This window comes from Roseiarcus fermentans (assembly GCF_003315135.1).
In the GTDB taxonomy this organism is placed as follows: Bacteria; Pseudomonadota; Alphaproteobacteria; order Rhizobiales; family Beijerinckiaceae; genus Roseiarcus; species Roseiarcus fermentans.
In genome coordinates this window covers 1-13,305 of the sequence record NZ_QNRK01000027.1, presented here as the reverse complement: position 1 = coordinate 13,305, position 13,305 = coordinate 1, and the positions used below count along the sequence as shown (strand labels likewise).

Here is a 13,305-nt window from a genome sequence, read left to right as displayed (position 1 = left end):
CGTGTGGGAGGGACAGGCGCCCGCATCGGCGACGCCGGCCGCGCTACTTGTTCTCCTTCGACTGGCCCATGATTTCGGCCGCGTTGAAATTGATCCCGCAGGTCGGGAAGGAATTGCCGACGAAGAAATTGTCGGAGAGGTTCGAATAAAAATTCACCCCGTCCTTGAAGTTCGGATATTCGGCGGTCGCCAGCGGCAGCTTGACCGATTGCGGCACGACCTGCCCCTCGAGCGCGGCGAGCGCCGTCTTGATGGCGACCGCGACCTGGGCCGGCCCGGTGCCGCCGGAGGCGCATTTGAGCCCGTCCGCGCCGTATTTCGCGCAGAACTTGCGGAAGCCGTTTTCCGTCTCGCCGCCGAACGGCACGAACGGCTGCCTGGCGTCGATCATCGCCTGAACGGCGCCGGTGTCGCCGCCCTGTGCGGTGAAGCCGTCGAAATGCTTTTGCACCGCGATCGCGTCGGCGGTCACTTTCTGCGCGGTCGGGTCGTCCCATTTGCCGTACACCTCGATGACGTCCCACTTCTTGCCGCTCTTATCCAGCGTCTCATGGATGCCGTCGTGTCGGTCGCGATCGACGGACGTGCCGGCCACCCCCCGGATTTCCAGGATCTTGCCGCCGTTCGGGATGGTGTCGACGAGCCACTTGGCCCAATAGACGCCGAGGCCCTTCTGATCGACGTCGACGTTGATCGCCTCCTCCGTGTCGAGGATGTTGTCGAAGGCGACCAGCACGACGCCCGCCTGCCTGGCGCGGCGCACGACCGGCTTGAACGCCTCCGGATTCTGGGCGTCGACGACGATCGCGTCGTAGCCGGAATCGATGAAATTGTTGACCGCCGCGATCTGCGCGGCGACGTCTTCGCCGGTCGAAACGACCTTGAATTCCTTCAGCCTGGCCGCGACGTCGGGCTGGGCGGCGTAGGCCTTCGCCGTCTGGATCATCTGGATGCGCCAGGTGTTGGCGATGTAACCGTTCGCCAGCGCGACCCGATAGGGGCCGGCCTTCGCCGGGAACTTGAAGAACTTGGTGCTGTCCGCCCATGGCACGAAGCACTTCGGATCGGCCGAAGGCCCCGCGACCACCTCCGGTCCCGCGGCGCGGGCGCTCAGCGCACAAATGGCCAAGGCCGACCCGGCGAGGGCGCAGATTCCCAGACGGCGAACAAGTTGCATGGTCTTCCTCCCAGAAGTCTTTTGTGTTCGCGAAAGCCCCGCCGGAACGCGCACGCAGGCCGAGACTAACAATCAGCGGACGCGTATTCGGCGGGGTTGAAAACGGCCCGCGCATCCCGCTGCTGACGGGCGCGCTCGCCGCCTCGATGCCTGACAGAGAGCTGGCATGTCAGTATAGACGCGAGCCGATCGAGCGCAAGGCCGTCGGCAGGCGCCGGGAGAGCCGCGGCGACCGCTGCCGTCAGACGCGGAAGGCGCGCGCGTCGCTGCGCAACGCAGCGGAAAGGCAACCAGAACCGTGCCGGACCACCCAACGCAAATCCACGCCGCCGGCCTGCCGGAGTCCGCGACAATACGCCGGTCGACGCCGTCGGAAGGTCCGCGGTAGACACGGGTCCATGCGTCCCCCGCGAGAATGTCTCGCATGCGGGCTGGGCCTCGCGCCCGCGACCCGATGACCGACTCGTTCGGCGACTACACGCCCCTGCGGCGCACGGCTCTGACGGTGTGCGTGATGCTGGCCGTGGTGATGCAGGCGCTCGACACGACGATCGCCAACGTCGCGCTGCCCTACATGCAGGGATCGCTGTCGACGACGCAGGACCAGATCAACTGGGTGCTGACGTCGTATATCGTCGCTTCCGCCATCATGACCGGACCGATCGGGTGGGCCGCGACCCGGTTCGGCCGCAAGCGGCTGTTCGTCGCCTGCGCGGCCGGCTTCACATTGGCCTCGATGCTGTGCGGGCTCGCCCAGTCGATCGAGCAGATGGTCGGCTTCCGGCTGCTTCAGGGGGTGTTCGGCGCCGGCCTCGTGCCGCTCGCGCAAGCCGTGATGCTCGACATCTATCCGGCCGAAAAGCGCGGGTCGGCGATGGCGACCTTCGGCATGGGCGTGATGCTCGGGCCGATCATGGGCCCGACGCTCGGCGGCTGGCTCACCGATTCCTACTCGTGGCGATGGGTCTTTTACGTCAACCTGCCGTTCGGCGTGCTGACCGCCGTCGGCATCGCGCTCCTGATGCGCGAGACGCCGACCCGGCGCGCGCCGTTCAACTGGCTGGGCTTCCTGAGCCTGTCGCTCGGCATCGGCGCCCTCCAGATGATGCTCGACCGGGGGCAGGACCTCGGCTGGTTCGACGCCGGCGAGATCGTGATCGAGGCGATCCTGTCGGTCGTCGGCTTCTATTACTTCTTCGCCGACGCGGCGACGACGGACCGGCCGTTCATCCCGCTGCAGATGTTTCGCGACCGCAACTTCGCCCTCGCCAACGCGATGATGTTCCTCAACGGAATGATCCTGCTCGCCACGATGGCGCTGCTGACACCCTTCCTCCAGACCCTGCAGGGATATCCGGTGTTGACCAGCGGCGAGATGCTGGGCACGCGCGGAATCGGCACGCTGTGCTCGATGATGGTGGTTGGCCGCCTGCTGAACCGGGGCGTCGACGGGCGGGCGCTGATGTTCGTCGGCTGGTCGATCGCCATCTACTCGCTGTGGCGGATGTCCGGCTGGACCGCCGACACGCCGGGCCCGATGGTCATCGTCAACAGCGTAACGCAGGGCGTCGGGCTCGGGCTCGTCTTCGTGCCCCTGCAGACGTTGGGCTACGCGACGCTGCCGGCAGAGTATCGCACCTATGGCGCAGCGATGTGGACGCTGATCCGCAACGTCGGCTCGTCGGCCGGCATCTCGCTGATGATCGCGAGCCTCGTCAACAATACCGCCGTGTTTCATAGCCAGCTTGCCGAGCGCGTGACCCCCTTCAGCGACGCGATGAAGCTGGCTGAGGGGGCGGGAACGTTGTCGTTGACGAACGGCCGCGGACTGGCCGTGCTCGACGGACTGGTGACCCAGCAGGCTGCGGCGATCGCCTACGCCAACAATTTCCTGATCATGGCGTATGTCTCGCTGATCGGCCTGCCGCTGATCCTGATGTTCCATGTGCCGAAGGCCGCCCCCGCCGGTCCCCGGGCGCGGACGACGCCCGCCCATGCGGCGGCTGGTGATTGAGGCGGCGCGGCGGCGGCGAACGACGATCCCGGCGATGCGGCCGGCTTGAACGCGCTTCCGCGCCGCAAAATGGCGAATGCGCAATGAGACGGGTGGTTCATCCGGCTTAAGCTCATCTTAATATCAAAGAAACATATATAAGTGTCTGTTTTAACTATACAATCTATCGGGAGGACAATCTCGATTGCTGTCGTCGCACATTGCCGGCCGCGCCGCCTCGCCCGGAAAAGGCGTCGGAAGCCGCTGGAATCGCTGAAAATGGACTCGGAAACCGCGAGCGGCCGCCCCTGCTGTCACGGCAGGCGGAGGGTCGAGGTCGCGAGACAGGCGATCCCCTCGCGGCGACCGGCAAAGCCGAGCCGCTCGGTGGTGGTCGCCTTGACCGACACCCGTCCGGCGTCGAGGCCGGCGATCTCGGCCACCCGGGCGCGCATCGCCTCCCGGTGCGGGCCGACCTTGGGCGCTTCGCACACGAGGGTCGCGTCGAGGTGGACGATGGCGCCGCCCCGCGCCCGCACGCGCTCCGCGGCGTGGGCGAGGAAGACGTGCGACGGCGCGCCCTTCCACTGCGGGTCCGAGGGTGGGAAATGCGCGCCGATGTCGCCCTCGGCCAGCGCTCCGTAGATGGCGTCGGCCAGAGCGTGCAGCGCGACGTCCGCGTCCGAGTGTCCGGCGAGCGCGTGGGTATGTGGCACGCGCACGCCGCAGAGCCAGACGGCGTCGCCTTCGGCGAAGGCGTGGACGTCGAAGCCCTGTCCGACGCGGGTCTCGCTCGCGCCGCGCATGAGCCGCATTTCCGCGGCGGTGAAGTCCGGCATGGTCGTCACCTTGAAGTTATCCGGGTCGCCCTCGAACAGGAAGGCCTGTTCTCCCGCCCATTCGGCGACCGAGACGTCGTCGGTGAGGTCGCCGACTTGCTCTGCGGCCGCGCGCCGATGCGCCGCGAGGATGAGCGGAAAGCGGAAGGCCTGCGGCGTCTGCACCGCTCTGAGCGCCGCGCGCGGCGGCGTTCCGAGCACGCGGCCGACGGCGTCGACCTGCTTGACGGTGTCGGCGAGTTTCACTCCGGGGGCGGCGGCGCCGTGCGCCTCGGCAGCGGCGACGGCGCGCCCGACGAGCGCCGGCGTGGGAAAGGGGCGGGCCGCGTCGTGAATCAGGACGATGTCGGGCAGCGCCGCGGCGACCGCCTCGAGCCCGGCGCGGACGCTCGCTTGCCGGGTCGCGCCGCCCGGCGTCGGCGGCGCAAGCGCCCTCCGGGCGGCCTCGGGAAGGCGCGACAGCGCGGCCTCGTAGAGCGCGTGGTCGTCTGGGTGGATCACCACCGTCGCCGCCGACCAGGCCCGGGCGGCGATGAGCGCCTCGAGCGTGTGGGCGATGAGCGGCTTTCCGGCGCAGGGAAGATACTGCTTGGGCAGGTCGGCGCCGAGCCGCGAGCCGCGGCCGGCCGCGACGACGACGAGGGCGACGGACGGAGAGGACAAGGTCGAGGGCTCCCGAAGGGAAGCGCTGTTTGGATCGTCGCGCCCGCGCCGTCAATGCCCGCCGCGCGCTTGACTCGCTTCGGGCGCGCGTCGATTGCTTGGCGCTCGCCAGCGCCGGGGGTATTCGTCCATGCCGCTCAAGCTCGTCGTCGCCAACAAGGCCTATTCTTCGTGGTCGCTGAGGCCGTGGATCCTGCTCGCCCACTTCAAGATCCCGTTCGAGGAGGTCGTCATTCCGATGGCCGAGCCCGGCACACGGGCGGAGATGCTGAAATACGCTCCGACCGGCAAGTGCCCGTCGCTGCACGACGGCAGGATCGCGGTCTGGGAGTCGCTCGCGATCGTCGAGTACGTCGCCGAACTCCATCCGGAGAAGCCGATCTGGCCCAAGGGCAAGGCCGCGCGCGCCCACGCCCGCTCGCTCGCGAGCGAGATGCACGCCGGCTTCGGGGCGCTGCGCTCGGAAGCCCCGTGCAACTTCCGCCGTTCGCCGAAGGCTGTCGCGCTCAGCGACGCGGCCCGGGGCGACGTCGCCCGGATCGAGGCGGCCTGGGCGGAGGCGCGCGAGACGTTCGGCAAGGCGGGGCCGTTCCTGTACGGTCGCTTCTCTGCGGCCGACGCGATGTTCGCGCCGGTGGTCAACCGCCTCCACGCCTATGCCGTCCCGGTCGAACCGGCGACAAGGGATTACATGGAGGCGATCATGGCGCTGCCCGCATGGAAGGCCTGGATCGCCGACGCCGAGGCGGAGCCGTGGCGCATCGAGAAATACGAAGCCTACTGAGTTCGAAGGCGCCTCGGACGCTGGCCTCGGAAGGGCGCCTCGAGGAGGGCGTGGTCGCGCCTGCGCCGTTCCGGCCGGAGACCAAGATCAATGCGCCTCCTCCTTTGCCGGCGGATGTCGAATCTGGAAATTCCGTTGGGTCAAATTATCCCTTTCGAAACGGAAGTTTAGCTGATTAGCAACAGGTCCGGGTCTAATAGGTCTCAAGATGACGCTGTAATCTTCGCGTTGGAGCGGGACACATGAAACTCGACCCGGGAAAGCGGGCCCCATGACACGGTTGAAGAGCACGCTCGGTCCCGCGACCGACGAAGACGAGGCCAACGTCTCCGGCTGGCGAAGCCTGATCGATGATTTGCAGGCGCGGCGGAGCGCCGCCGCCGAGGGCGGGTCGGCGAAAGCGCGCGAACGCCACGTCGGACGGGGAAAGCTGCTCGCCCGCGAACGCGTGGCGCGGCTGGTCGATTCCGGATCGCCGTTTCTCGAGATCGGCTCGCTCGCGGCGTTCGGCATGTACGAGGGCGACGTTCACGGCGCCGGCCTGCTGACGGGCGTCGGCCTCATCCACGGCCGCGAGACGATGATCATCGCCAACGACCCGACCATCAAGGGCGGCGCCTATTACCCGATGACCGTCAAGAAGCACCTTCGGGCGCAAGAGGTGGCGGCGGAAAACCATCTCCCCTGCGTTTACCTGGTGGATTCGGGGGGGGCGAACCTGCCGCATCAGGCGGACGTGTTCCCGGACCGCGAGCACTTCGGCCGGATCTTCTTCAACCAGGCCCGCATGTCGGCGGCGGGGATCGCCCAGATCGCCGTCGTGATGGGCTCGTGCACCGCCGGCGGCGCCTATGTGCCGGCGATGTCGGACGAAACCATCATCGTCGAGAAGCAGGGCACGATCTTCCTCGGCGGTCCGCCGCTGGTGAAGGCGGCGACAGGAGAGACGGTCAGCGCCGAGGACCTCGGGGGCGGCGATCTTCACACCCGGGTATCGGGCGTGGCCGACACGCTCGCCCGCGACGACGCGCACGCCCTGGCGCTCGCGCGGCGGGCGGTGGGAAACCTCAACCGCGCGCCGAAGCGGGCCGTCGAGTTGGGCGAAGCCGGTCGAGCCGCTCTATCCGGCCGAGGACCTGTTGCGGATCGCCCCGCTCGATCTGCGCAAACAGGTCGACGCCCACGAGATCATCGCCCGGATCGTCGACGGGTCGGAGTTCGACGCCTTCAAGCCGAGATATGGCGCGACGCTGATCGCCGGCTTCGCCAGGCTTTCGGGAATGCTGATCGGCATTCTGGCCAACAACGGGGTGCTGTTCTCCGACAGCGCGCTCAAGGGGACGCATTTCATCGAGCTTTGCGCCCAGCGCGGCGTGCCGCTGCTTTTTTTGCAAAACATTTCTGGATTCATGGTCGGAGCGCGTTACGAGGCCGGCGGCATCGCCAAGGACGGGGCGAAACTCGTCACCGCCGTCGCCTGCGCCAACGTCCCCAAGATCACCCTGATCTTCGGCGGATCGTTCGGGGCGGGCAATTACGGGATGGCCGGGCGCGCGTACGGGCCAAGGTTCCTGTTTGCATGGCCGAATGCGCGCATCAGCGTGATGGGGGGCGAGCAGGCGGCGAGCGTTCTGGCGACGCTGCGCAGGGAATCCATGGAGGCGGAGGGGCGGAAATGGACGACGGAGCAGGAGGAGAGTTTCAAGGCGCCGATCCGAGCCAAATACGAGACGGAGGGCTCGCCCTACTAATGCGACGGCGCGTCTGTGGGACGATGGGATCGTGACCCCGCAGGAGACCCGCCGGGTTCTTTCGCTGGCGTTCTCGGCGACGCTCAACGCGCCGGCCGAGTCGACCCGGTTCGGAGTGTTCCGCATGTAGCGTCCGACCCCGACCGGGCGCAGGGGACGCGGCTGCCGAGTTTCCAGCAGTTGATGCTGCCGGTCCTGCGCACGCTCGGGCGCCGGTACGAGGAGATCAGCGTCGCCACGCTCGAGGACGAGGTTGCGAAATCCTTACGAATCCCGGCTGCAGAACGGGCGCGGCTGCTGCCCAGCGGAAATCAGACCGTGTTCGCGAACCGACTGAACTGGGCGCGCTCCTATCTGGCGAAGGCCTGCCTCGTCGAAATGCCGCGTCGCGGCTACTTTCGCATCACCGAACGCGGTCGGATGCTGCTCGCCGAAAGCGTGGACGAGATCGCGCTCGGCGCGCTGGAAAAATACCCGGAGTTCGTCGCCTGGCGCACGCAAAACCGGACGGACAGCCGCGGTCCCGTGGCTACGCCATCCGAAAATCCAGAGGAGTCGATCGCCTCCAGCTTCGAACTCCTGAATTTCGACCTCACACACCAGATCGTCAACCGGGTGCACTCGCTGTCGCCGTCGTTTTTCGAACGGATGATCATCGATCTCCTGGTCAAGATGGGCTACGGCGGCGGTCGGCTGGAGACATGCCGCGCCATCGGACGGGTCGGAGACGGCGGCGTCGACGGCGTGATCAATCAGGACGCGCTCGGCCTCGACGTCGTCTACGTCCAGGCCAAGAGGTTCGATCCGGAGCGGGGCGTTCCGCTGCGTGAGGTGCGCGATTTCGTCGGCGGGCTCGAGGGCCATCGGGCGACCAAGGGCGTGTTCGTCACCACGTCCTACTTCCCCTCGACCGCTTACGACTTCATCGCGCGCGTCTCCAAGCGGGTTGTGCTGATCGACGGATCCGCGCTCGCCGGGCTGATGATCAGGCACCAGGTCGGCGTCAGAGTGAAGGACACTTACGAGGTGAAGAAGATCGACGAAGATTATTTCGTCGAATGATCGAACGTCGCCGCTCGCGCGGAGGCGATCGACGCGCTCATTTTCTGGCGGCGCCGCGCGCCGAAAGGAACAAAGCAAATCCGACGACCGCGGCCGTCACGATCATCTGCCGCGGCGTCAGGCTCGACGAGGCCTTGGTCAGCAGCATGAGGATCTGGGGCAGCGCCCCTTCCGTCGGCTGAGGGGGAGGCCGGCGCGGCCTGAATACGATCGGCAGGGCGCAGACGAGCGCGATCCCCATCGCGGCGACCGCACAGAGGAGGGCGGCGACGACGGCGCCATGCGCGGGCTCGAGCCAGAAGAACAGCGCGGCGAACAATCCCGCAACGGCGAAGACAACGAACAGCGCGGCGATCAGCGCCAAGGCCGCCGGACCGGCGGCGCGGCGCAGCGACGCGGACGCCTGCTCTCTGATGAAGGCGATCACGGTCTCGATCATCATCGATCAGCCGCGCGTGAGCAGCGCGAGCAGCAGGCCCGCGACGAATGCGGCCCCGATGGCGGCGAGCGGGCTCTTCCGGATCGAGCGGCGCAGATCCTCGGCGGACTTGGCCAGTTCCGGATTGTTGGACAGGATGTCGCGCAGGCCTTTGTACAGCGCGGTCGCCACCCCTCCGAGGCGGCCCAGCCCGTCTTCGGCCTCGGCTTCGAGGTCGCTCTCGTCCGCGGCGCCGCGGCGGGGATCGTCCTTGCCGCCCATGAGCCCCCTCCGTTGGCGCGAATGCGGCGGTTCCGCCTCGAACCGCCGCGACCGATGTCGCGCCGCAGCGCGACCAACCCTTGCCCGCTTTCGATCGGATCGACAAGACGGGATCATCCGGCGGAGCGGCACGCGCCGCCCCGCGCCTTGGACCCGCCCTTGCGTCAGTTGGCGGGCGGCGAAAGCAGGGTCACAGTGGTGACGCCGCCGGCGATGTTGAGCCCGACCTGGCCTTCGACGGAGAGCGGCTGCAGAGAGAACGCGCGCCCGGTTCCGCCGACGAGCACGTTGGCGCCCAGTCCCGCGCCGGCTGTGGCCTCGGCGCCGACGCCGACGTAGGTGCCCGAGAGGGCGCCGTGCGGGATGCCGGCCGCCGGGGCGACCACGCCCCATATCAGATGTCCCTGGCCGACCGCGCCGAGGGCGATGCCGAACTCGTCGATGCGCCCGAGGTAGGGCTCCGGCGGGGCGCCGTCGAGCGGGGTGAACAGACAGCGCATCGTCTGCTTCTGCTCCACGATGAAACCGACCCCGGCCGATACGTCGCAGGACAGCTTGCCGATCTGCGTCGCAGTCTTTTGCGCCGAAGCCGGCGCCGCCGCGAGCAGCGCCAGAACGGCCGTCAGGGTCGCGAGACGGGATGTTGTCATGGTGTGAACCTCTATTCCGGCGCTTGCCCGCGCCGCCGCCACTCTATCCCAGTGGGCTTTCGCCGCAACGCCGTCGTCGTCGGAGGGGTCGGGCGCCCGCTCACGCCCTGCGCCGCAACGCCGGAAGGCCCTGGTTGAGCCACAGCCCGGCGGCGGCGCGTCCGCCCAGAAAAAGCCGCGCGAGAAATTCCCAGCGCAGATTGGCGGCGCTTTCCGCGCCGAACCGCACGAAGTGGTCGTCCGCCGAGATCCGGCCGATCCTGAGCTTGCGCAGCTTGTCCGCCGCTCCGATGATCTTGCCGTACTCGAGCGCCTCGAGCTCGCTGTTCAGCGTGGCGTTGAACTGGATCTGCTCGATCCGCGCGGCGATCTCGCTCGTCGTCCGGGGCAGCCGATCGGTCAGGTTCGGGGTGACCTGGACGATCAGGACGTGCTCGGCTTCGGAGGCGCGCACGAGGGGAATGAGCGGCGGATTGGCCGCGTAGCCTCCGTCCCAGTAGGCTTCGCCGTCGAGTTCGATCGCATGATGCAGGAGCGGCAGGCAGGCGGAGGCCAGCACCGCGTCGACCGTCAGGTCTTCGTTGGTCAGGATGCGCAGGCTTCCGTCGCGGACGCGGGTCGCGCCGAGCAGGAGCTTGATCCGGGAGCGTTCCCGCAGGCGCTCGAAGTCGACCTCCGCTTCCAGCGCCTCGCGCAGCGGATTCACGTTGAACGGGTTGAACTGATAGGGCGACATCAGCCGCGTGATCAGTTCGAGACCCGCCGTCAGCGGCGATGACGCCGCCGGCGCCAGCGCGGCCGCCTGGCTGGCGCGTCGCCAGAAACGCGACAGGCGGGCGCGCGCGCCCGCTCGTCCCCCCTCGATCATGCCCGACGCCAGCAGGACCGCGTTGACGGCGCCGGCGCTCGAGCCGCTGACGGAGTCGAACGCGATCCCCGGCTCCTCGAGCAGACGGTCGAGCACGCCCCAGGCGAACGCGCCGAACGACCCGCCGCCCTGGAGCGCGAGCGACAGCTGTTCCGGCGGCCACGGCGCCGGGCGCCGGGCGGAGAGCGCTCTGGAGACGGACGCGGCCAATCGCGCCGGCGCGGGCGCTTGCGCCGCGCCCGGGAGGCCGTCGGGCGGAATGGCTTGCGGAGCGGCCTTCGCGACGCGGGTCTGCGTCGCTTTGACGGCAGGGCCGTCCGCCGCCGGCCGCCCGGAAAGGCTCGGCCCGCCTTCCGTCGCGGCGCTCGCAGCCCCGATCGGCGCCGGCGAGATCGGCGCGGCGACCGCGGTTTCCGCGCCGGCGGCGTCCGCCGCAGACTCGTCGGCGCCGCGAAGACCAAAGCGCCGGAGAAGGGCGCGCGCGTTATTCAGCAGACTCATGGTCCGGCTGGTTCCTTTCGTGTCGGACGATCCTCCGCCGCCCGGGCGACAGGGATGCGACGGCGCCCGTCGATTGGACCACAGGGCGGATAGGGAACAATTGAGGCGCGATTGCGCCGCCCTCGCCATCGCGGCGCGCCTTCGCTAGACAGACTCGCTCGGGAGGCCCTCATGTTCGCCAACGTCCTGGTCGCCAATCGCGGCGAAATCGCCTGCCGGATCATCCGCACCGCCCGCCGGATGGGGATCAGGGCGATCGTCATGCACACGCCGGCCGACCGGAGCGCGCTGTTCACGCGCCTCGCCGACGAAGCCCACGAAATCGGCGAAGGGGCGAGCGGCTACCTCGACGGCGCGGCGATCGTCGCTCTCGCCCGCAGGGTCGGCGCCGAGTGCCTCCACCCGGGCTACGGATTTCTGTCGGAAAACGCCGATTTCGCTGAGCTTTGCGGGCGCGCGGGGATCGTGTTCATCGGGCCGCCCCCGGCGGCGATGCGCGCGATGGGGCTCAAGAACTCGGCCAAGGCGCTGATGCAGAAAGCCGGCGTGCCGGTCGTGCCGGGCTACCACGGCGACAACCAGAGCCCGAAGTTCCTGCGCGAGAAAGCCTACGAGATCGGCTATCCGGTGCTGATCAAGGCGATCGCGGGCGGCGGCGGCCGCGGCATGCGCCGGGTCGACGCGCACGTCGAGTTCGAGGCGGCGCTCGAGAGCGCCAGCCGCGAGGGTCTGTCCGCCTTCGGCGACGGGCGCGTGCTGATCGAGAAGCTGGTCGCCGCCCCCCGTCACATCGAGATGCAGGTGTTCGCCGACGGCCACGGCCATTGCGTCCATCTGTTCGAGCGCGACTGCTCGCTGCAGCGGCGTCACCAGAAGGTGATCGAGGAGTGCCCGTCGCCGGGCCTGCCGGAGGAGACCCGGGCCGCGATGGCGAAGGCCGCGACCGAGGCGGCGCTGGCGGTCGGGTATCAGGGGGCGGGCACCGTCGAGTTCATCGCCGACGCCTCCCGCGGCCTTGGGCCCGGCGACTTCTGGTTCCTCGAGATGAACACGCGGCTCCAGGTCGAGCATCCGGTGACGGAGGCCGTGACCGGCCTCGACCTCGTCGAATGGCAGTTCCGCGTCGCAGCCGGCGAACCCTTGCCGCGTCGCCAGGAGGAGATCGTCCGGCAGGGCGCGGCGATCGAAGCGCGCATCTATGCGGAGGACCCGGAGCAGAATTTCCTGCCCTCGCCCGGGCGGATCCTGACGATGACCCTCGGGTCGGACCCGGACGCCGGCGTGCGCGTCGACACCGGCGTCGAGGCCGGCGACAGCGTCACCCCGTTCTACGACGCCATGATCGCCAAGCTGATCGTGCACGGGGCGACCCGCGCCGACGCGCTGGCCGGGCTCGCGCGCGAACTCGACCGCGCCGTGGTGATCGGCCCGAAGACCAACCTCGCCTTCCTGCGCGCGCTGGCCGGCCGGCCCGAGATCGCGGCCGGGGCCTTCGACACCGGCTTCATCGATCAACGCCTCGCGAGCCTCGGCGCGACGCCGCGCCCGCCCGATCCTCGCGCCGTGCTCGCGGCGGCGCGCCTGCTGATCGACCGCGCCGACGCCGGGCGGCCGAGACCGGCGTCGCCGTTCGATCCGTGGGGCGTCTTCGACTCGTTCGAACTGATGGGCGCGCGGCGGGTCGGGCTCGACGTGCTGGTCGACGGCAGGCCGGAACGGCTGCACGTGATCGAGGCGGGCCGGGCGCTCGCGGTGGCGGACCGCCACACGCCCGCGGGGGCGGACGGCGCGCCGCCGACGCTGCTCGAAACCGCGGACGGGGTGTTCGCCTTCGCCGGCGGGCGCCAGGCCTATGTCCGGCTGATCGATCCGCTGGAGCGGTCGGCGGGCGGGGCGGACGAGGGCGACGGGGGAATCCGGGCGCCGATGAACGGGCGCGTCGCGGCGCTGTTGGTCGGGGAGGGGGACCGGGTCGAGGCCGGGCAGCGCCTCGCCGTGATCGAGGCGATGAAGATGGAGCACGCCCTGACGGCGCCGTTCGCCGGTCTGGTCCGCGACCTGACGTCGGCCGTCGGCGAGCAGGTGGAGATGGGCGAGCGGATCCTGCTGATCGAGGCCGATCCCGGCTGAGGCGGGCGAACCGGCGCTCTTGGCAAGGGCGCTGCAATTTCAATCGGTTGAGTGACGAATGCTGTCACTTTGTAACTCCCAAGCCGGCAGCGAACAGCGCCGTCATCGCGAGCGAAGCGAAGCGATCCAGGGCCGCTGGGCCGCTGTCGCGCCCTCTGGTCGTCCCGCCGCCCTTCCTTGCGAGCAA

At 69.0% G+C, this 13,305-nt stretch carries 10 protein-coding genes and 1 pseudogene; 5 read left to right on the top strand and 6 right to left on the bottom strand.

The window, feature by feature from the left end; translation table 11 throughout:
* Positions 1-43 precede the first annotated feature (43 nt).
* Positions 44-1,177, bottom strand: a complete 1,134-nt coding sequence (locus DFR50_RS21345) for a sugar ABC transporter substrate-binding protein (protein ID WP_113891295.1) — start codon at positions 1,175-1,177, stop codon at positions 44-46.
* A 454-nt stretch (positions 1,178-1,631) separates the two neighbouring features.
* On the opposite strand from DFR50_RS21345, the gene DFR50_RS21340 reads away from it, so the two are divergent.
* Positions 1,632-3,191 carry a DHA2 family efflux MFS transporter permease subunit gene (locus DFR50_RS21340; protein ID WP_170153325.1) on the top strand — a complete coding sequence of 520 codons (1,560 nt, stop codon included), beginning with the start codon at positions 1,632-1,634 and terminating at the stop codon, positions 3,189-3,191.
* Positions 3,192-3,484: 293 nt separating this feature from the next.
* Here DFR50_RS21340 and DFR50_RS21335 read toward each other — a convergent pair whose 3' ends face one another.
* Positions 3,485-4,672, bottom strand: a complete 1,188-nt coding sequence (locus tag DFR50_RS21335; protein ID WP_113891293.1) for a bifunctional 2-C-methyl-D-erythritol 4-phosphate cytidylyltransferase/2-C-methyl-D-erythritol 2,4-cyclodiphosphate synthase — start codon at positions 4,670-4,672, stop codon at positions 3,485-3,487.
* 130 nt (positions 4,673-4,802) lie between these two features.
* Here DFR50_RS21335 and DFR50_RS21330 point away from each other — a divergent pair, with 130 nt between their 5' ends.
* The 3 genes and pseudogenes from DFR50_RS21330 (at position 4,803) to DFR50_RS21320 (ending at position 8,269) form a co-directional block, all read left to right on the top strand.
* Positions 4,803-5,456: a glutathione S-transferase family protein gene (locus tag DFR50_RS21330; RefSeq protein ID WP_113891292.1), complete on the top strand. Its 654-nt coding sequence runs from the start codon at positions 4,803-4,805 to the stop codon at positions 5,454-5,456.
* 271 nt (positions 5,457-5,727) lie between these two features.
* Positions 5,728-7,337: pseudogene (locus DFR50_RS21325) on the top strand (carboxyl transferase domain-containing protein).
* Positions 7,338-7,390: 53 nt separating this feature from the next.
* On the top strand, positions 7,391-8,269 hold the full coding sequence (locus DFR50_RS21320; RefSeq protein WP_113891291.1) for a restriction endonuclease: 879 nt from the start codon (positions 7,391-7,393) through the stop codon (positions 8,267-8,269).
* Positions 8,270-8,306: 37 nt separating this feature from the next.
* Here DFR50_RS21320 and DFR50_RS21315 read toward each other — a convergent pair whose 3' ends face one another.
* From DFR50_RS21315 to DFR50_RS21300, 4 genes are all read right to left on the bottom strand, one after another.
* Positions 8,307-8,711, bottom strand: coding sequence for a phage holin family protein (locus DFR50_RS21315; RefSeq protein WP_113891290.1), 405 nt, complete (start codon positions 8,709-8,711; stop codon positions 8,307-8,309).
* Positions 8,712-8,714: 3 nt separating this feature from the next.
* Positions 8,715-8,969, bottom strand: coding sequence for a hypothetical protein (locus DFR50_RS21310; protein WP_113891289.1), 255 nt, complete (start codon positions 8,967-8,969; stop codon positions 8,715-8,717).
* 164 nt (positions 8,970-9,133) lie between these two features.
* Entirely contained in the window at positions 9,134-9,619 is a 486-nt protein-coding gene (locus DFR50_RS21305; RefSeq protein ID WP_113891288.1) for a DUF992 domain-containing protein, read from the bottom strand.
* A gap of 100 nt (positions 9,620-9,719) precedes the next feature.
* Positions 9,720-10,988, bottom strand: coding sequence for a patatin-like phospholipase family protein (locus DFR50_RS21300; RefSeq protein WP_170153319.1), 1,269 nt, complete (start codon positions 10,986-10,988; stop codon positions 9,720-9,722).
* A gap of 171 nt (positions 10,989-11,159) precedes the next feature.
* Between DFR50_RS21300 and DFR50_RS21295 the strand changes: the two genes are divergently transcribed.
* Positions 11,160-13,118: an acetyl/propionyl/methylcrotonyl-CoA carboxylase subunit alpha gene (locus DFR50_RS21295; RefSeq protein WP_113891286.1), complete on the top strand. Its 1,959-nt coding sequence runs from the start codon at positions 11,160-11,162 to the stop codon at positions 13,116-13,118.
* Positions 13,119-13,305 lie beyond the last annotated feature (187 nt).